This is a genomic window from Undibacterium sp. Di24W, from assembly GCF_049340325.1.
Taxonomy (GTDB): Bacteria; Pseudomonadota; Gammaproteobacteria; order Burkholderiales; family Burkholderiaceae_D; genus Undibacterium.
Genome location: NZ_JBMPOP010000008.1, coordinates 173,392 through 192,118 on the forward strand (window position 1 = coordinate 173,392; position 18,727 = coordinate 192,118).

Below are 18,727 nucleotides of genomic sequence, written 5' to 3' on the forward strand. Positions count from 1 at the left end.
GACGGAAAATTTCCTTTTAATTTCATCGTAGACCAGCAAACACTAGTGTACTGCAGTGCGCTTCGCGGTCGACATTCGTAAAAATTTTTCGTCACTTTTTTTGTTGCTGTGCCACTTAGCTATTTCGCGATAATTCAATAGATAAAAAAAGACCCCTGCCATGCTGCGCAGGGGTCTAATTTCAGTTCAAATTAGAACTTGTAGTTCGCGCCGAACAGATAAGTTCTACCGTAAGTGACTTTATTGGTAATTATCTTAGGATCGGTGTTGTACTCTTGGAAAGGTGTGTTATTCCAATTATTCGCTTGAATCAACAGAGACAAACCTTTCAACCAGCCAGTTTGGAACTCGTATGAAGCTTGCAAATCAATCAGCGTTTCACCTTTAACCATAGTCAACTGCATATTGTCCTGATAGTCGCTGACCTGACCTAAGAAGTCAGAACGCTTACGTGCAGCCCATGCCATTTGGAAGCCGTTCTTTTCATAGTACAGGCGCAAATTACTGACTTTCTTCGACAAGCCTGGCAATGGAATATTCACAGAGCTTACCGCCACATTACTAAAGCCGAAACCTGGCAAAGTGATTTGGCTAGAAGTATCGGAATGATTAACCATCACGCCAAAACCATCAAGGTAAGGCGTAATCATATTGAACGGTACGTTCAATGCCAATTCAAAACCAGAGATGCTGCCGCCTTCGCCATTACGTGGTGAAGTCAACAAACCAACCGTTGAACCTTTATAAGCACCTGTCAAAGGCAATGGAGTCTTCGCACTAACAAACGGGGCGAAATCAAATGTTGTTGGTGAACGGAAGATGTAAGTATCTAAAGATTTATAGAAACCCGCAACGCTGAAGTAACCTTTGTTACCGAAGTATTTCTCATAAGATAAATCCAGCGATTTAGCCAAGAACGGTTTCAATTTCGGATTACCGCCACTACCTGTCAAAATTGGATTTGCGCCTTGAGTCGTTACGCCAAATGCTTGGCTAGCACGCATATCATCCATGTTGGCACGTGACATAATTTTCGCAGCGCCTACACGGAAGAATTGGTCACCACCTAAATCAAAAGAGACATTCAAGCTTGGCAAAATATTGGAATATTTAGTACCACCAGCAACCACGCTAGATGGGCAAGTTGCTGCAGTAATCCCAGTACAGTTTGCCAAATCAACTTGATTGCCTGTAGAGGCTTGATCAGTATGAACAAACTGCACACCGACGTTACCACGGTAGTTCAAGCCCATCATCTGGCCGTCTAAATCACCCATCGCATAAGCTGTGGTGACCTTCTCATGCACAGACCAGTCTTTCGCTAAAACGGAAGCATCAACCCAGCGAGCCAGATCGTAGATAGTCCCTAATGAGCCTTCTGGATCGAAAGAAACGATAGGCAAACCAGTTGTACCTGCCACACCAACAGCAGAGCCTGGAACAGTCGCCGTCGCATAGCCACTAGTGCCCTTCACGACCAAACGACCTTCTTGACCAGAACGAATTTTTTCGCGATCCGTACCATTAACACCAAAACGCGCGGTTTGGATAGGTCCGAAATCAACATCACGACTCGCTGTCAAACGGAAGCTAGTCACTTTATCGTCAACTGTTGGCAATGCCACATAACCTGCTTGTGGAGAATTAACGCCGCCACCCCAACCATTAACGTCCGTCAACAATGCCACTGCGCGGTCGCCGAAATTCAAACTTGTTGTGTACTTCACGTCATTAAAGTTACCACCATTAAAACCTGTGTAGCTGATAGATGCGAGGTTCTTTGCATCACCTGGCTGACCCGCAGTTGTTTCGTAGCGTGAAGCATCTTTTTTCGCTTTGGAGTAGGCCAAATCCGCATTCAAAGTCCATGCGTCGAGTTTCAAATCACTATTCCAACCGATGGATGTGAATTTATCTTTAGCAGATTCTTTATGATTACGTACTACACCTTTGTAGTTGTTAAAGGTACCTGCAGTCGCTACGCCATTCACGATAGTGGCGTTTGACAAAACACCATCCGGATCATATCCACCTGCGGAGCCTGCAATAGCACCTTCCAAACCTGTTTTCTTCAGACTAGAGCTGCCTGCTGAGTAGAACAAATCTACCGTTGATTTAAAGTTTTTGTTTGGCTTGAACTGCAAGGTCATAGATGCGCCATCGCGGTCGCTCTTACTCGTCTCAGTGTCAGCACCGAAACCACCGATAGTTTTTACTTTGGCGCCATTGTAGTCAACATCTGGTGAGTAGCCACCCCACGTGTTAAAACGCTGTTGCGCACCGCCATCTTCTTTAAACTTAGTAAAGCCCAATGACAAACCGATAGTACGATCTGCGAATTGATCCACGTAAGAGAAGGACATGCGATCGCCGCTGCCTTCAGAAGATGTTTGCACACCCGTACGTTGCTTGCGATACGCAGCAGAGATAACTTGCTTACCGAAATCAAGTGGCTTCAACGTGTTCAGATCAATCGTCGCAGCTAAGCCTTGACCAATCAACGATGCATCCGGTGTTTTGTAGATCAGTACAGAGCCCATCAATTCCGCTGGGAACAAATCAAACTCAGGCGCACGTGCGTTACCTGTCGATGCTTGTTCGCGACCATTCAATAAGGAACCGTTAAAAGAAGGCGACAAACCACGCACACTAATGTCAGCCGCTTTACCCGAAGAGCGGCTACGTTGCGCCGTCACACCTGGCAAACGAGCGATGGATTCAGCCACGCTGGAATCTGGCAACTTACCGATGTCTTCCGCAGAAATCGCTTCAACGATAGAACTGGAATTTTTCTTCAATGAGATCGCCGCCTCGATACCACGACGGATACCGGTTACGACAACAGTATCCATGCCTTGTTGCACTTCTGCTTTTGCCGCTTCAGCTTTTGCAGGCTCGGCTTGTTGCGCGTAAGCACTACCAGACGCCAATGCCAGCATCACGGTGCAACCGGCAGCGATAGGGGTCAACTTCATCATGGTGCGGTTCAGGCTTGAAACCTGATGGCGCTTATTTAGGTTCTGTTCCATTCATATCTCCAAATATTTTTTTGGTAACACTTCAATCGAGGGGGGGAGGAAATCACAAATTACTTCTTTATTTTCTGCATCAGAATTTGACTTAGTTAACTTCAGTCCTAATTAAATTCTTGAAGCAAGTTTGTACCAAAACTAAATTCCGTGTCAATCGCAAAATAGGAAGTTTTACTGAAGTTTTCCTAGCTTCCTATGAGGATTCATACTACTGCGTGGCTTGAAAACCACAAATATGTATAATTCTTGATGTAGTCAAACTACATTTATTGCGTTTAGTTATCAACATTTCACGTGAAAATTCAAAGCGCTTTAAGGTTTTTTTAAAATTTTTCTCAAAGCGCTTTAATTTTTCTTGAAAGTAGCATCCAAAAATCTGCCAAAAGATACGCCAAACTTATCTAAATGAAAATTATCTGCAAATAAAATCGATCCGTACCCGTATTTTCATAATTACTCAGACTTTTTTTGTAACACCACTACTTTCATGAACGATCACTCTCGGGATAAAAAAAGAAAGAACAAGAGCAGTGCTTACCATACATGTCGCTTAAGAATTTTCACAAAAAAAAAGCCGCGATCTGCGTCAGCGATCGCGGCTTTTTGTAATAGGACGTTTTTGCCTATTACTTTCCTGCTTATTTTTCTGCTTACTTTTCTGCTTTTGGGCGACCTGCTTTAAGTGCCGGCAAAGCTTCTATCATTGCCTTTAAAGTAGCGACCGAAGATCCCTTCAAAAGCACCAGGCCAACGCGCAGCAGCTGACTCTTCTTCACTTCCACACCTGCGGCGATACAAGCTTTTTTTACCTCGCCTAAGACCGAATACTCGGCTTCTGGCATCGTGAAACTATCGCGCACCAACTTTGGCTTCTTATGCTTTTCTTTCGATGATGTTGCAGAGATCGGCTTTACTGCATTTGACTTCGTAACTTTGGCTGCAGGCTTGGCGACAGTTTTAGTTGCAGGTTTCGCTTTTACTGTCGCAGGCTTTACCGCTGCGGCAATTGCTGGCACAGCCGCCTTTGCGCCGACTTTGTTTGCTGGTTTGCTTGCAGGCTTAGTAAGGCGCTTTGTAGCAGGCTTAGTAGCAGACTTAGTAGCAGGTTTGACTGCAGCCTTAATTGCTGGTTTGGCTGCTGGTGCCTTGACAACTTCAAGCTTCGCCGCCGCACTGTCGATATCCTTGGCTGTAACAACCTGAGCTCTCGCCGTAATCGGCGCTTTGTTTTTTACTGCAGTAACCATTTGAAACTCCTTTGCAATTGATTTCCCGAACTAACTAAGTGCCAACTAAGCCCATAATTAAGTAAATTACCTAAACAACATAAATAATATAAACAATTTACACCATTAATTCAACAACAATTCGAAATTTCAATTAAATCGAGCATCTGGATCAAGATCAAACTCTTGCTAGCACGATGAATTCGACTCCGATTTCACGCCAACAATCGATTTCCTTGCGCAACCAAAACGCCACCGTCGGATGCAAACCGACCCAATCCGGCTTTAGCTCCAGCTCTATCTTATTCTTCATTTTCAAGCTGAAATCTTTATAATCCAACTCTACCCGAGAATGCATAAAGCTGACCGACAAACGCAACGCCAATACAGCTTTAGCAAAATCAAGATCAGAGAATGCATCACCAATTTTTCGCAAATTCCCTTTTTGACTCAGTACCAACTTACTCATTAGCTTTTGCTCGCGCGTCGTAAAACCGGGAATATCCGCATTCTCTACTAAATAACTACCGTGCTTGTGATAAGCCGTGTGCGACACCACCATGCCAACCTCATGCAATAGAGCACTCCAATACACGTAATTACTTAGGCTTTCGTTCAAGGGCTTTAATTGCAGAAATAGCGAACGCGCCATATCCGCGGCAAGATTAGCACGTCCTGCATCAGCACGAAAAACAGTCAAAAAATCAAGTACTGACTGTTCGCGTCGATCACGCTTAGTGGATCGTAAATACAAATCCCACATTACCCCCATACGCAAGCCAGCCTCGATAGGATGCAATATTTTGATGTTCAATTCCTGAAACAGTCCAATGAGAATCGCCAGGCCACCAATTACCATTGCGACACGTTCGGGCTTAATACCTGACAGATTCAAAGCATTAATTTCACCCTTTTGGATACAGTAATCTCGCAGCGCCAACAACTTATCGAGCGTGACTTCGGCATCTCCAAAACCATTTTTATACAACGCATCGGAAATCGCCCGCACCGTCCCGGAAGAACCATAAGCATTGCGCCAAAATTCAGGCTGATAAGCTGGTGTAGCATCTTCTAACAAAGATCGCACAGACAATACAGCAGCCTCAAATCCCTCTGTAGTGATGTGCCCCGATGGGAAGAAATTAGCACTGTGCTTCACCGTCCCCATAGGGAAAGATTCGACTTTAGCGATCTCATGACCACGCCCCAAAATAATCTCTGTCGATCCACCACCAATATCAATCACCAAGCGACGCTCAGCCGGAATTGCCAAAGAATTGGAAACCCCAAGATAAATCAAGCGCCCCTCTTCCTCGCCTGAAATCACTTCTATGGGTAAGCCAATGGCGGCTTCCGCAGCTGGCAAAAAATCAGCAGCATTTTTTGCGATACGTATCGTGTTGGTAGCAACCACACGCACCGCATCTATTGGAAACTCTGCAAGAACCTCTTTAAAATGCGCCAGACAGGCCAGCGCCCGCTGCATCGATTCAGCAGTCAAATTACCATTTTGATCTAAACCAGCTGCTAGACGTATCGGATCACGAGCGCTTTTGATAACGCGTATCGCGCTCCCGTCATAACTTCCTATATGCAAGCGAAAACTATTCGAACCAAGATCAACCGCTGCAAACATGGGGGAATTCCTTCAGATTAGGGGGGCACGCAAAGATAAAATTGTCTGCGCCAACATACGGCCGACATAAATCATAGCGTATGAGTACAACAATTTATATTGTGGATGCAAAAGGATAAATGATATTAATCATTAAATGTGACGCTAATGTGACAATGATGTGGCAATACATTTGTCCACATCATCCCATCAAAACGGGTAAGCCTTCATCAGATTTAAACAAGCAAATCAAGCTTGCAAGCGTGCGTCAGGCAAGAAAAACCGTGGCTGCAGATTTTCGAGCCCGGTAGAATTGAGAATTTCCGTCAAGCGTTGCGCCGACTTTGTATTGCGACCACCTTTAAATTCTGCCACGATCAATTCGTTTTTCATAGAATGTTCCCACCCAACCAGCTCCGTCACGCGGACTTGATAACCATGCGATTCTAGCTGCAGGCAACGTAGCACGTTGGTGATCTGACTACCGAATTCACGGGTATGGATAGGATGGCGCCACATTTCGGACATAGGATTATTTTTCACGGCATCCCCTTTTGTCTTGCGCAATTCCGCTGCGACTTCTGCCTGGCAGCATGGCACTAACACCATGAACTTTGCCTGTTTTTTCAGCGCGAAATCAATTGCATCATCAGTCGCGGTATTGCAAGCGTGGAGTGCTGTCACAATGTCGATTTGGGCTGGCAAGGCGGCAGAACTGGTAGACTCCGCAACCGACAGATTCAAGAACTGCATACCTTGAAAACCCAGTCGGTCCGCTAACTCTCGCGATTTCATCACCAACTCGTCACGCGTCTCGATACCGTAAATGCAGGAAGCATTGTCTGCACCCAGCGCCTTGAAAAACAAGTCATATAAAATAAAACCCAGATAAGACTTACCAGCACCATGATCAACCAAACTCACGACACCTTTCTGCTCTAACACCTGCTTTAGCAAAGGCTCGATAAATTGGTATAAGTGATAGACCTGCTTGAGCTTGCGCCGGCTGTCCTGATTCATCTTGCCGTCACGCGTCAAGATATGCAATTCCTTCAGCAACTCTATCGACTGGCCTGGACGAATTTCGTGCTTTTCTGTTTTTTGCTGCTGCACTGACGCGGATACGGATTTCATAGCCAACCTTTAATTGATTTCGACCTACTGATTTCGAATGAGTGAAGACACCATTTTACTTTATCCCCAACATATCAAAAGCAAGGGACATGAATACGGGATTCGCGCACCAATTAATCTACAATACGCTTGCGCCAAACTTGATAAAACTCGGGACTCACAGTCGTTGCATCAGCCAAATTAGCTATCTCGGTAGCAAAATCATGTGCCGCTGCCAGCGTCTTTTGCATGCGCCAACTTTGATTCCAGCCATGAATAAAAAAAGCCGAAAATGCTGTTCCAGCAGCATCGGCAGCGGCATCAGTAGTAAACTGCACTTCATCATTACTTAAATTACTCAGTGATTGCGAATTTGCGTCAAAATAAAAGTAGCCTTTTTCACCCAAAGTCACAATAACGGCCTGCATAAAAAACTGCCCCATCAACAATTCACAAGCAATTTGCAAACCAGCGATATCCATACTCAATTCTGAATCTAGTGAAGAGGCCAGTTGGCAGCAATTAGCAATAACAAATCGCAGCGCTCGCTCGTTCAGCTTCACGATATCGGCATAATTTAATGCCTCAGAGACCATGACGGCACTCACCGTTTCATCACTCAAGTACAAATCAAAAAATTTGGTCGTACCCTCGGTCAAATCCGACTCCAGCAATGACAGCAAAGTTTGCTTCGATCGTGGAGCTCTCTCCATCAAGGAGCCAAAATAAATCAAATCAGGCGGCGTCTCCTGGAAATACTGATCGAGCAAATCAGTTACGGGCACTTCCTCGATAAAATCATAGACTTGCGACCTCGGCACTTCAACACAATGATTGGCTACATCGCCGCTATCCGATATAGACGCCAAAATTCTTCCAGTGGGACGCACAGCATCTATCTGTATGCCTTCACTCATCAATCCAATGCTTAGCATCTCAGCTTGTATTAATTGCGCATTAGCGTCATTGCCTAGTCGGCTGATCAACAATGGCGTATCGCCCAATAGCGACAATGCCCGAGCAACATTAAACGGTGCGCCGCCAATCTGCTTTTGTCCTGAAAACTCATGAATTAAAGCCTCGCCATAGATCAGGATATTGGGTTTCTTGTTCATTGAAGGTAACGCCATAAAATTAACACCCATGTAAATCGAGAAATAAAAAAAGGATTACGCGCCAAAGCGAGTAATCCTTTTTTATACTACTAATTTTGGTAGGCCGTGCGGGATTCGAACCTGCGACCAACGGATTAAAAGTCCGCTGCTCTACCAGCTGAGCTAACGACCCAAAACTTGCTAATTTTTACCGGCAACTTCTTGAGTTAAAAAAGACAAGAAGTACTAGTAAATGAAAAGGACTTAGGTCTTCACCTAAGTCCTTTTCTGTATTCGTGGTAGGCCGTGCGGGATTCGAACCTGCGACCAACGGATTAAAAGTCCGCTGCTCTACCAGCTGAGCTAACGACCCGAAAGAACGAAATTATAGGGGGTTTCTAGCCCCCTGTCAATTGCACGACAAGTTTATTTTGTCGAAGGCAAGCGGTTCTTAGCTGCTTGCGCTGCATCTGTACCAGGATATTTTGCGATCACTGCCATCAGCGTCTTACGACTTTCCTTCTTATCTTTCAACTCTAGCTGGCATGCAGCAATGTTCAACATCGCATCTGGCACTTTGACATTATCAGGGTAATTTTTCAGCAAAGTCTGCAAAGCACTGATAGTATTTTTGCAGTCGCGTTGGGCATAAAACGAGTTACCCAGCCAATACTGCGCTTGGCTGGCAAATACGGAATCGCCATAATTTAAAGTAAACGCAGTAAATGCAGAGGCTGCATTTGCATATTGCCCAGCCTTATACAAACTCATCGCGGCATCAAAGGTGCGTTGCTCACTTTGCTCTATCGTTACCTCACGCCCTTCCACAGTGAGCTTCTTAGGTTCTAATGCACGCAAGCGCTTATCCAAGTCGATATAAAAGTCTTGTTGACGCTTTTGTGCATTCGCCAAATCATTCATTAAGACTTCGATCTGTCCACGCAAACCCGCAATTTCAGCACGCAGTGGCTCAATTTGATTGGACAATTCCAATACACTGGTTTTGTCTGCCTTATCTTCTAATTTGGCATCCAATTTAGTGCTCAAAGCAGCAAGTTTAGTCCGGAGATCAAGAATTGCTTTACGCGCTTCATCATCATCAAAAATACCGGCAGAAGCAATCGTTGGCATCAACATCGCAGCAAATAAAAAAGCTTGCAAGCCTTTATTCATTTTCCAAAATTTCATAAACCACCTCAATCCATAAACAGTGATAACCCCAGTGCAAGAACGAATGAACACGGTTCTGGCACTCTTTCAAACAATAAAAAAGCGGACTTTGCAGTATGACACTGCAAAGTCCGCTTTAACTTACTACACCAACAAAATAAGCAAAATAATCGAAATTCGATTACTTCTGCTGATTATTGGTAAACGATGTCGGAACGACGATTTTGAGCCCAAGAAGCTTCATCGCTACCCATTGCTTTCGGTTTTTCTTCGCCCAAAGAAACTGCCTCAACTTGTGCTTCAGCTACGCCCAACAAAGCCAATGCTTTACGCACTGCTTCTGCACGTTTTTGACCCAAAGCAATATTGTATTCACGGCTACCGCGCTCATCGGTATTACCTTGAACCAAGATCTTACGACCTTTGTTAGCAACTAAATATTTAGCGTGCGCTTCAACTGTTGCTTTGAATTCATCTTTAACGACATAACTATCATAGTCAAAATAAATACTACGGTTTGCTAAAGCGCCTTGTGTCAATGGATCAACTTCAGCTGCTTTTTGTGGAACTACAGCACGGTTATCAACTGTTTTTGCTGGTTCTGGTGATTTTTCAACAATCTTAGCTGGCTCTTCCAACTTAACTGGTGTGCTGCACGCACTGATCAAAGCTACACTGGCGAGCAACAAAGCTACGGTTTTCGATGCTGAAATTAAACGCATGTCTTTCTCCTGACTATAATTAAAAAATGGAAATTCAAATCTAACGCTAAATTGTAACCTAAAACAGCAAAATAACCACTATTTCATGAATGGGCCCCAAGTAGGCTCACGAATATCACCCGCTTGGATTGTTAATTTCTGCTTAACTTTACCGTCGGTAGATACGATACCTAAACTACCACGGCGCCCCGCTTGGGTCGCATACAAAACGTAACGACCATTCGGTGCAATGCTTGGAGACTCATCGCGATTGGTGTCGGAAAGTTTCAACTCTTGCCCATTGACCAAATCCATCGCGTACACCTGATCACCACCATCACGACGTGAGATGTAGACCATAGTATTGCCGTCTGGTGAAATCCGTGGTGATACGTTGTAGCTACCCTTGAACGTAATGCGTTTAGCATCGCCACCAGAAGCGCTCATCCGAAAAATCTGCGCACCGCCATTACGATCACTAACGAAATAGATGTTCTGTCCATCTGGAGAATAACGCGCTTCTGTATCGATACCGTTGGAGTTACTCAAACGCTGCGCATCAGAGCCATCGGCATTAATCGAATAGACTTGAGCAATCGCTCCTTTGGATAAAGTCACCAACAACTTATTACCGTCCGGCGACCATGATGGGGAAGAGTTATTCCCTTTAAAGTTGGCGACCGTCACACGTTGTCCTGTGACCAGATTTTGAATGTACACGATAGGTTTTTTTAACTCCATCGACACATAAGCAACCTTGGTACCGTCTGGTGACCAGATCGGTGAAATAATCGGCTCTTTAGACGTCAATGCAACTTGTACGCCTTCACCATCCGCATCGGAAATTTCCAAGCGATATTCAGAACCCGCTTTGGTAATATAAGCAATGCGAGTGGAAAACACGCCAGGCAAGCCTAATAACTTTTCGTAAATATCATCCGCAATTTTATGCGCAGTGAGCCGGAATTTCGGACTCGGCGTATCCATGGCAAAGCCAGATAACATCGTGGCTTTTGCTACGTCATATAATTTATAACGTACTTCATAACGACCTTCACCACGTTTTTGTACGCTACCGACCACTAAAGCTTCTGCGCCGCGTGATTTCCAGGTATCGAAGTTGATGCTAGCGGTTTCAGAAATAGCCATACCGACTTCGATCAATTTGAAATAGCCACTACGATTCAAGTCATCACGAATGATGCTGGTCACCAATTGTGGCGACAATTCTTCATCGGCAAATGCTGCGATAGCAATTGGAACCTGGGTTGAACCAACACCAGAAACCTCGACCCGCATTTGTGCTTGCGCAGCTGCGGAAACGAGAACAACGATACTCAGCACAAAGGCTTTTAATAAGGATTTCATCGATTTTAATCTTTCATGCGGTGAACAATAGTGAGACTAGATGGTACTTCGCCCGACTTATCACGTGGAAATGGTTGCGATTTGTCGATCGCTTTTTCCACCGCCTCGTCAAACGCTGGATTACCCGAAGACTTAGTTTTCTTAACAGGTCCTTTTAAAGAACCATCAGGAAATAAATTAATCACGAATTCAACGGTAGGATTATTCGCAGAAGCGTCATTCACCAGGTAAATCGTATTTGCTTTAATCTTTGCCGCTACCTTCGCGTTGTAACTTGGATCTCCGCGATTATTGCCGGTTGATTTCAGTGCATCACCCAGACCGCCTGAACCTGATTTAGCCACCTGACCATTCAAACGACGCATATCCTCCAGGAAAATCTTATCTTTATCCGCTTTTTCTTTCGCTAACTTTTTCTTCTCAAGCAGTTCTTTTTCCAACTTCTCTTTTTTCAGTTTTTCTTCGGCTAACTTTTCTTCTTTTTTCTTAGCCAATTCGAGTTCTGCAATTTTTTTCTTTTCTTCCAACTTACGTTTTTTCTCTTGTTCCAGCGCGATCTCAGGATCTTCTTTAACTTCTTCTTGTTGCACTGGTTTTGGTGGTTCTACTTCTTTTGGTTCTTCAACTGGCACTTCTGGGACAGGCAAAGGGGCGGCTTGACGCACCGTCATATCCCACACCTCGGCTTCAACCGCCGTCGACTCCTGGCTTTGCCATTGGACACCCACCCATAGGAATGCCAATAGAAATAAGTGCACCATAGCGGCTAAAGCCAGAGATTTCCAAACTGACGCATCAGTCTGCGAGATTCTTGGCATGGCGTTGTAAGTAAATTCTGTCATCACTTCTTTATACAAATTTGTATGCGGGTCATTCCGCAGATTTTGCACTAACTGGCATCAAGCCGCGGCTCGCAATTTTCGCGTGATTATAAACCTTCTTCTTAAAGAATCGGGACTTACTGAAATCTAGCTAAATTAGCGCTACCGCGAGTAGCCTCAGGCAATGCTACTCTGGCCATAATATCTAATACCAATATCTAATTGAATGAAAATTTGTACTTCATATCAACCGAGTTATCCGTACCAAAACTACCAATCAGCCGTATTCGGCGTGTCAATTGCCAACTCAGCTTGAGCGCTCCACTGGCATCGGACACGCCGCGCTCGACCGCCAACACCAAGCCTGGACGCATACGCCAACCAATACGTACGACTTTATCGTTTGACGACGCACCGACATCAGTAGCGCCTGCAACAGTTTGGCTTGGCAATTTGGAAGCACCTCCATTCTCTGAAGGGCCTATACTAAATTCATCAAAGCCTAAACCTTGCACTAACTCTTTAGGAATGTTACGACTGCCATCGCCGCCGAATATGGCACCTGCTGCCGACAATAACAAGGAAGCATCAGCGCTACCAACTTGATCGGCTTCGCGTCCCAACACCAACCATGAAATTTTATCGCTATCAGGAACATTCGGTTCCGAGACCAGGCGCACGACAGGATTTGCGACCTTACCGGTAACATCGACACCTGCTTCCACCGCCAATCCTTTACGCAAAGCGCGAATATTGAGAGAGGGATTGCCGGGTGCTCCCTGAAAATTAAGGATACCTCGTTCTATTTCTAATTGCTGCCCATAGCCTTCATATTGCCCGCCATTCGTCGTAATCGAACCACTGGCATGTATCGGCGAGTTATCGGTACTACGCAAACGCAAGGTACCCGACAATGCGGTATTGAGGCCTCGGCCAACGAACAAGAAACGCGGTCCCATATCGATCTGCAGATCTAATTTTGTACGGAACCCCTTCTTATTTGCATCCTTATCCTGATCTTCATCTTCTAGCTTAATTCCTCTGGAAACCAGAACATCACTAGACAAACTCGGTGGCGGCATTTTAGGTAATTTGAAATAAGCGGCATCAGCCTTTAATTTTCCTACCAATCCCCAAACATTATCAACCTGAGTAATGTTGGCTTGACCACTCACAACCAACCAACGATCTTTTCTCTGCAGCAGAGGAAACATTTGCCAATCAGCTTTAATCGCCCCCGTTTGTGTATGCCAATTCACTTCACCGGAGGCGTTAAATTCCCCCTGTTTACCGGTCCAATTCAAATCTTGAAATTGTTCCTGTTTAGGTACGAACGCAACCTTATTCGAAAAACGTAAGTGCGTTAGTTTTAAAGTTTGTTCATTCAATTCCGCTTTCAATTCGCCATTGGGAAACAATAGTCCCTCCGACGCGAAAGCAAATTCCAAGCCTTTGCCTTCGATATTCGCTTTATACAGAGGTTTATCAAAACTGCCAGAGAACATTGCATCAGCGCTGAGCGTGCCGTTTAAGGAAAATTCAGAACTAAACTGACTGACCAGCCATTGCAGTTCAGGCACATTTGCACGTAATTCGCCTTGTAGCGGAGCATCCGAAGTAAAAGTCCACTTGTCGCCAAGTTTGCGTATTTGCGTGTCTAATTTCGCGCTCCAGTTTCCTAGGCGCACACCATTTGCTTGTAATTGCATGCGAACTTTTTCAGCGTCAGTTCCAGCCAAAAGACCAGCAGAATTCAACATCAGCTTGAAATTGCTCAAGCCCAAATCCATTTTTTGCCCTGTACCGTCAGCATCTAAAACATGTAAATCACCTTGCTGGCGCTGAATACCGAGTTCGGCGCGCAAGTGATCTTTAAACTGCAAGTCCCATTGCACGCCCAATGTCAGGTCACCGCCAAAACGTTCTTGTGGCTGCACTAATTGCAGGAGCTCAATCAAAGGCACGCCATCGGCACGGCCTTTACTCACCATTGATTGTGGTGTCCATTCAAAATTCTCTAATGAAATCTGACCTAATGTTCCTGCGAACTGACCAACGCCTACGCTAACCCGATCTGGACTCAACTCTAAAGGGATCACGCCCAACAAAGCGATATCAGGCTTCACACCACCTATAGACTCTGCTTTAGGTTCATTTTCATTTTTAGTTTTTAGAGAATTTGTGGCGTTTGTACTCTTGGTAGCAGCAGGCACCATGCCTGATATTTGCATTTGCTCTAGTTGTCCACGCCAAGAGGGCAAATCGAAGCGACGCAAATCTAAAGCACCATTGGCTTGTATTTTTAGTTGGCGCGTATTCGTAAATTGCGTCGTTACTTGCAGCTTATGTGCATCGCGCTGGCCTTGTACCTGCAGATTTAGCTGCTCTATCCAATTGCGCCGTTTTAACTCGGAACTTGCTTGCGCTTCATTCCCGCTCTTCTCTACATTCACGCTCGTACTATAAATTTGTCGGGCTGTCATGGTGACGTCCATAGAACCGCTATTGCCTGCACCCAGATTAAAATCACCATCCAATAGCCCCACTCGCAAACCGCTCGGCAGTCTCAACTGTTCTGCATTGAGATTACCTTTGACTGCTAGTGCAATAAACTTGCCACGCACTGCGGCGTTCAAGCTTGCTTTCCCACCCAATGAAAAATTCGTAAAAGTCTCAAAAAGAGCCAAATTCTCTGCTTGCATTTTTATTTGCAAAGCGTCGTTTTCATTGCCAAGACTACCCTGCGCTGTCAGTACATTGCTTCCCCAGGATAAATTCAATTGATCCACTTTTAATGCCGCGTCCTGCTGCCAGTCTAGATGAGCAACACCAGCAAGCTTATGACCCGCCAGCTCACCAGATAGGCTTGGCAAATGTAGCTGTACTTGCGATTTTGGTTGTAGATTACCGGTAGCATTCAATTCCGCATCGATACGCCCAACTGGGAACTTCACCCAATGTGCGGGATTAAACTGTTCTAGTTTCGCCTGCAACTTGAAGGCTTGATGTCCCTCAAGATTCAATTCTGCCTTGCCAGAAAAACGGGATTGATCTGCCACCAATTCAAAACTCTTGAAATTCAAACTACCGCTAGTACCGTTTTGATTCCAAATGAAAGTGGCGTCAGAATTTAGGCTGGCGCGTGGATCACTCAGACGCGCTTGAAAATCGATACTGTGGTCCGGTTTGCTTTGCAGTTCCAATTTGCCTTGAATCTGCGTGCTCCTAATGCGACTATCGATTTGCATTAAGTTGATATCGCTCAACAAAAATTTAGCGTCAAATTTTGGCGCTTTTCCGCTTGCAAAATATAAATTAGCGCTGCCTTCTACGCGCCCGTTAGCGAATTCCAATAAATTTTTTGTTAACTCTAATTGCTGATCTTGCCAGCGCAATTGCGCATGAAAAGCGCGCATGGGAATCCCATTTTTATCCCAAGTTTGCGGCATGCTATTTTTAACTTCGATTTGACCAACTAAATTTACGGTGGATGCACTCGTTTTACTGGAAGGACTTTTTTGCGTTGGCGATGCAGGCACTAGTTTCTTTTGTGGTTCAGACGTTTTTAAAATGGATTTCAGCGTCGACTGCGTTGCTGCGACTTCAGTTGGTTCATGCAAATCAATATTCATGCTCAGCATCGCATTTGGTGCAGCCGCATTTAGCCATTGAGGGTCAAGCCGCTCAACTTGTACCTTCGCAGCACGCAAAGGCATACTGGAGAACGGGGAAACGCTTATATCTATACCTGTACTCGGATTTTGTTCAACCACCTTCGTGATCAAGACAGCTTTTATGTCTGGCGTCAATGAATGTGCTTGCAGCCGCAACGTCTGTAAATCACCAGACAGCTTTCCTTGCAAAGCTATCGCTGGCAGAGTTGCTCTCGGCTGCCCCGTGTAATCAAAATCAGCTTGCAACCCATAAGGCGCTTTAGTTTGGATCTCACCCTTGAGCGCGAGTCCACCCCAATCAGAATTCAATTTCAATGCTAGTTTATGTAAAGCACTCGAACTATTTATATTTCCTGAGATGGCACTTAACACTAGCTTCACTTGTTCTGTCGTTCCATCTGCTTTCACAGGTATGGTACCGGCAGATTTATCACCCAACATTTGCGCTATCGTCAAACGCCCTACCGCGAAATTTTGTATATTGATCTCCAACGGCAATCTCAAGTGTTGGGGCATTGCGAGCGGCTGATTGTCCGGTAAAGTCGCCAAGCGTATCGAACTGAGTTTTAAAGAACTAATCGCTAATTGACTGTGCAGCAACGCCATCGGCGTCCAATCCAAATCGACACCACTCAGACTCAGGTGCTCAGTTGCACTACGATAGTTCACTTCATCAATTTGCAAGTGATCTGCGAGTCTGCCCTCAACACCAGAAAAACGCAGCTGACCACCACTCAAATCTTGTACATTTTGAAGCAAAAACCGGCTACCAGAATTAGTCGAGAACATCCATCCAAACAGCGAGACAATACTTACGACAAAAAACAAGAAAGTGATGAGTAAGTTGCGCCCGAACCGAACTGGAGATTTTGAAGCAGCCGGACTCAAAGCCCCAGCATGCGAGGCAAGCTCTGCGCTCTTATCGGTAGAAGCTGAGTTAGCAATTTGCTGAGAATCTGGCGTTTTGTTTTGGCTCATAATTCTGGCGGACGATTAGAATGCGATCGCAATTGAAATGTCCAAACGGAATTTTTTTACTTGGCGTCCATACGCCAGATCCAAGGCGATAGGGCCTGCAGGTGTCTTAATTCTGGCACCGAGTCCGATACCTTGTTTGCTATCAAGTGAGCGCCAATCCTTCGCTGCATCACCGACATCAACAAACGCCGCAACGCCCAAATTCCCATCGCGCCAATGAACATACTCGATACTCGAAGCTGCCATCACCTGGCCACCGCGAACAGCTTCGCCGCTTTTGACGCCAAGACTTTGGTATGCATAGCCTCTAACAGTGGTGCTACCACCAGTGCGGAATAAATAGTTTTCTGGAATTCCACCATCACCATTACTAAAAACTTTACCGAATTCTGTGCGTAGCAAAATACTGTCGCGCTGACCGACAGGAAACCAGTATTGGTACTTGGTATATAAGCGTACAAAGCGCTGATCGGAAATCAAGGCTTTATCAGAAAAGGCCAAATCTAGCTGTGCTCGTTGCCCTTTACGAGGCGCAAAGAGATCATCAACATCGCGCCAGATCCAACCTACACTACCAACCAAGGCACGGCTTTTACGTTGGGATTCGGTACTTCTACCGTCATTTTCGACCACTTGCTCTTGGGTATAGTTAATGCCTAATGATTGCTCGAGTTTGCCATGCGTGGTGGTTCTTTTCACCCCCACTGCCGCACGCGTTTGCAGCAAGCCTTCAACATTCAAACGATCAAATAAGAAACCAAAGGAGTCCAAACGATTCTGATCTTGTGGTGGTAAAAAAATATCGGCATAAGACAATTGGCGTTTTTGCTCAAGGCGAATTGCACCACGTAGATCCCAGACACGATTCCCAATGTTTCGGTCGCGGTAGTTCACTTCGGTTCGAAATCCGGTACTAGAACTATAACCAGTACCAAAGATCAAATCACGCGTTTGGCGTTCCACCAAACTCAGCTCTATCGGCAGGGCCTGAGCTTTACTTTCTTCGGGTTCGACATTAAAGGAAACTGTAGAAAAGTACGCCGAATTTTGTAGCGCACGCTGAAAATCAAGTAAGCGGGTACTAGAGTAAGGATCTCCCTTTTTAGGTGGATTAAATCTATCGATCAGCCAAAGCGGATAGCGCTCTAGGCCCGTTACCTGTAAGTCGCCAAAGAAATAGGCCGCCCCACTGTCGATGTCCAGCTCTAACACTGCGCTATTCGTTTCCGCATCGATACTGGCGCGGCTATCCACCAAGGTCGCACCGGCATAAGACAAACTGCGCAGGTTTTCCAGCATGTCTATTTTCGATTGACTCCAATCGCTTTGCCGAAATGGCGCCCCCCGTGGCAAGCCCCATTCTTGAACCAAGTGCTTATGACGTTCAACTGCGGCAGCTACTCCCGCGTGTACATCCGCCATCAAACTACCACTCAAATTAAATATCACTTCTTTAATCTGGGTACGAGTACCGGGATCGACGCGCACCTCCAAACGAGTTTCGTCGCTATTCTTTTCCAGCTGAATTATCGGTGAGAAATAGCCTTCCGTCGCCAGAATGCTTGAGACGTCGTTTTGCAATTTGCGCAAAAAACCAGGTGTCACCACTTGTGTTTCGGCATTCGAAGCCAACGCGGGTATATGCTCTTCTAGCAAATCAGACAGGGCACTCTGATCGAGCTGTAAATACACGCGAGTCAGTCTAGCCACCGGCATCGGCACATTGCCTACTTTCAGTGACTCGACTGTAGGATTTACTTCTTGCGTTTGTGTTGATGCTGATTTTTGTGTCGGTTTTGTTGGATCTTGTAAAGGCTGCTGTGCTTGTTTTGCATAGACTGAAATATCTCCAAGCAAACCGAGCACGAGCATGCTGACCATACAGACCATCCTGCTACCATAGTGTCGCAATCGTTGATTCAAAAGTGGCTGTAG

General features: G+C 45.3%; 11 protein-coding genes and 2 tRNA genes. All 13 read right to left on the reverse strand.

Translation table 11 applies throughout. The features are described 5' to 3' along the window. Nucleotides 1–191: 191 nt before the first annotated feature. Nucleotides 192–3,029: a TonB-dependent receptor gene (locus ACO0KZ_RS17365; protein ID WP_422997521.1), complete on the reverse strand. Its 2,838-nt coding sequence runs from the start codon at nt 3,027–3,029 to the stop codon at nt 192–194. A gap of 653 nt (nt 3,030–3,682) precedes the next feature. Further along, nucleotides 3,683–4,279: a hypothetical protein gene (locus ACO0KZ_RS17370; RefSeq protein WP_422997523.1), complete on the reverse strand. Its 597-nt coding sequence runs from the start codon at nt 4,277–4,279 to the stop codon at nt 3,683–3,685. A gap of 157 nt (nt 4,280–4,436) precedes the next feature. Beyond that, nucleotides 4,437–5,894 carry a Ppx/GppA family phosphatase gene (locus ACO0KZ_RS17375; RefSeq protein ID WP_422997525.1) on the reverse strand — a complete coding sequence of 486 codons (1,458 nt, stop codon included), beginning with the start codon at nt 5,892–5,894 and terminating at the stop codon, nt 4,437–4,439. Nucleotides 5,895–6,122: 228 nt separating this feature from the next. Next, nucleotides 6,123–7,007: a class I SAM-dependent methyltransferase gene (locus ACO0KZ_RS17380; protein ID WP_422997527.1), complete on the reverse strand. Its 885-nt coding sequence runs from the start codon at nt 7,005–7,007 to the stop codon at nt 6,123–6,125. Between the two features lie 113 nt (nt 7,008–7,120). Then, a complete protein-coding gene (locus tag ACO0KZ_RS17385; RefSeq protein ID WP_422997529.1) occupies nt 7,121–8,101 on the reverse strand; it encodes a PfkB family carbohydrate kinase in 981 nt (326 codons plus the stop codon). Between the two features lie 96 nt (nt 8,102–8,197). Beyond that, a tRNA-Lys gene (locus tag ACO0KZ_RS17390) sits at nt 8,198–8,273 on the reverse strand. Between the two features lie 104 nt (nt 8,274–8,377). Next, a tRNA-Lys gene (locus tag ACO0KZ_RS17395) sits at nt 8,378–8,453 on the reverse strand. A 53-nt stretch (nt 8,454–8,506) separates the two neighbouring features. After that, on the reverse strand, nt 8,507–9,268 hold the full coding sequence (ybgF, locus tag ACO0KZ_RS17400) for a tol-pal system protein YbgF (protein ID WP_422997531.1): 762 nt from the start codon (nt 9,266–9,268) through the stop codon (nt 8,507–8,509). Between the two features lie 176 nt (nt 9,269–9,444). After that, nucleotides 9,445–9,972: a peptidoglycan-associated lipoprotein Pal gene (gene pal, locus ACO0KZ_RS17405; RefSeq protein ID WP_422997533.1), complete on the reverse strand. Its 528-nt coding sequence runs from the start codon at nt 9,970–9,972 to the stop codon at nt 9,445–9,447. A 78-nt stretch (nt 9,973–10,050) separates the two neighbouring features. Next, a complete protein-coding gene (gene tolB, locus ACO0KZ_RS17410) occupies nt 10,051–11,319 on the reverse strand; it encodes a Tol-Pal system beta propeller repeat protein TolB (protein WP_422997535.1) in 1,269 nt (422 codons plus the stop codon). Between the two features lie 5 nt (nt 11,320–11,324). Further along, nucleotides 11,325–12,161 (reverse strand): energy transducer TonB, encoded by an 837-nt coding sequence (locus ACO0KZ_RS17415; RefSeq protein WP_422997537.1) that lies wholly within the window; start codon nt 12,159–12,161, stop codon nt 11,325–11,327. A 197-nt stretch (nt 12,162–12,358) separates the two neighbouring features. Next, nucleotides 12,359–16,792: a translocation/assembly module TamB domain-containing protein gene (locus ACO0KZ_RS17420; protein WP_422997539.1), complete on the reverse strand. Its 4,434-nt coding sequence runs from the start codon at nt 16,790–16,792 to the stop codon at nt 12,359–12,361. Nucleotides 16,793–16,807: 15 nt separating this feature from the next. Then, nucleotides 16,808–18,673 carry an autotransporter assembly complex protein TamA gene (locus ACO0KZ_RS17425; RefSeq protein ID WP_422997541.1) on the reverse strand — a complete coding sequence of 622 codons (1,866 nt, stop codon included), beginning with the start codon at nt 18,671–18,673 and terminating at the stop codon, nt 16,808–16,810. Nucleotides 18,674–18,727: the final 54 nt, after the last annotated feature.

What these genes read in the sequence shown, in the direction of transcription:
- ACO0KZ_RS17365 (WP_422997521.1), bottom strand. Translation starts at nt 3,029, where the DNA reads ATGGAACAGAACCTAAATAAGCGCCATCAGGTTTCAAGCCTGAACCGC.
- ACO0KZ_RS17370 (WP_422997523.1), bottom strand. Translation starts at nt 4,279, where the DNA reads ATGGTTACTGCAGTAAAAAACAAAGCGCCGATTACGGCGAGAGCTCAG.
- ACO0KZ_RS17375 (WP_422997525.1), bottom strand. Translation starts at nt 5,894, where the DNA reads ATGTTTGCAGCGGTTGATCTTGGTTCGAATAGTTTTCGCTTGCATATA.
- ACO0KZ_RS17380 (WP_422997527.1), bottom strand. Translation starts at nt 7,007, where the DNA reads ATGAAATCCGTATCCGCGTCAGTGCAGCAGCAAAAAACAGAAAAGCAC.
- ACO0KZ_RS17385 (WP_422997529.1), bottom strand. Translation starts at nt 8,101, where the DNA reads ATGAACAAGAAACCCAATATCCTGATCTATGGCGAGGCTTTAATTCAT.
- ybgF (WP_422997531.1), bottom strand. Translation starts at nt 9,268, where the DNA reads ATGAAATTTTGGAAAATGAATAAAGGCTTGCAAGCTTTTTTATTTGCT.
- pal (WP_422997533.1), bottom strand. Translation starts at nt 9,972, where the DNA reads ATGCGTTTAATTTCAGCATCGAAAACCGTAGCTTTGTTGCTCGCCAGT.
- tolB (WP_422997535.1), bottom strand. Translation starts at nt 11,319, where the DNA reads ATGAAATCCTTATTAAAAGCCTTTGTGCTGAGTATCGTTGTTCTCGTT.
- ACO0KZ_RS17415 (WP_422997537.1), bottom strand. Translation starts at nt 12,161, where the DNA reads ATGACAGAATTTACTTACAACGCCATGCCAAGAATCTCGCAGACTGAT.
- ACO0KZ_RS17420 (WP_422997539.1), bottom strand. Translation starts at nt 16,792, where the DNA reads ATGAGCCAAAACAAAACGCCAGATTCTCAGCAAATTGCTAACTCAGCT.
- ACO0KZ_RS17425 (WP_422997541.1), bottom strand. Translation starts at nt 18,673, where the DNA reads ATGGTCAGCATGCTCGTGCTCGGTTTGCTTGGAGATATTTCAGTCTAT.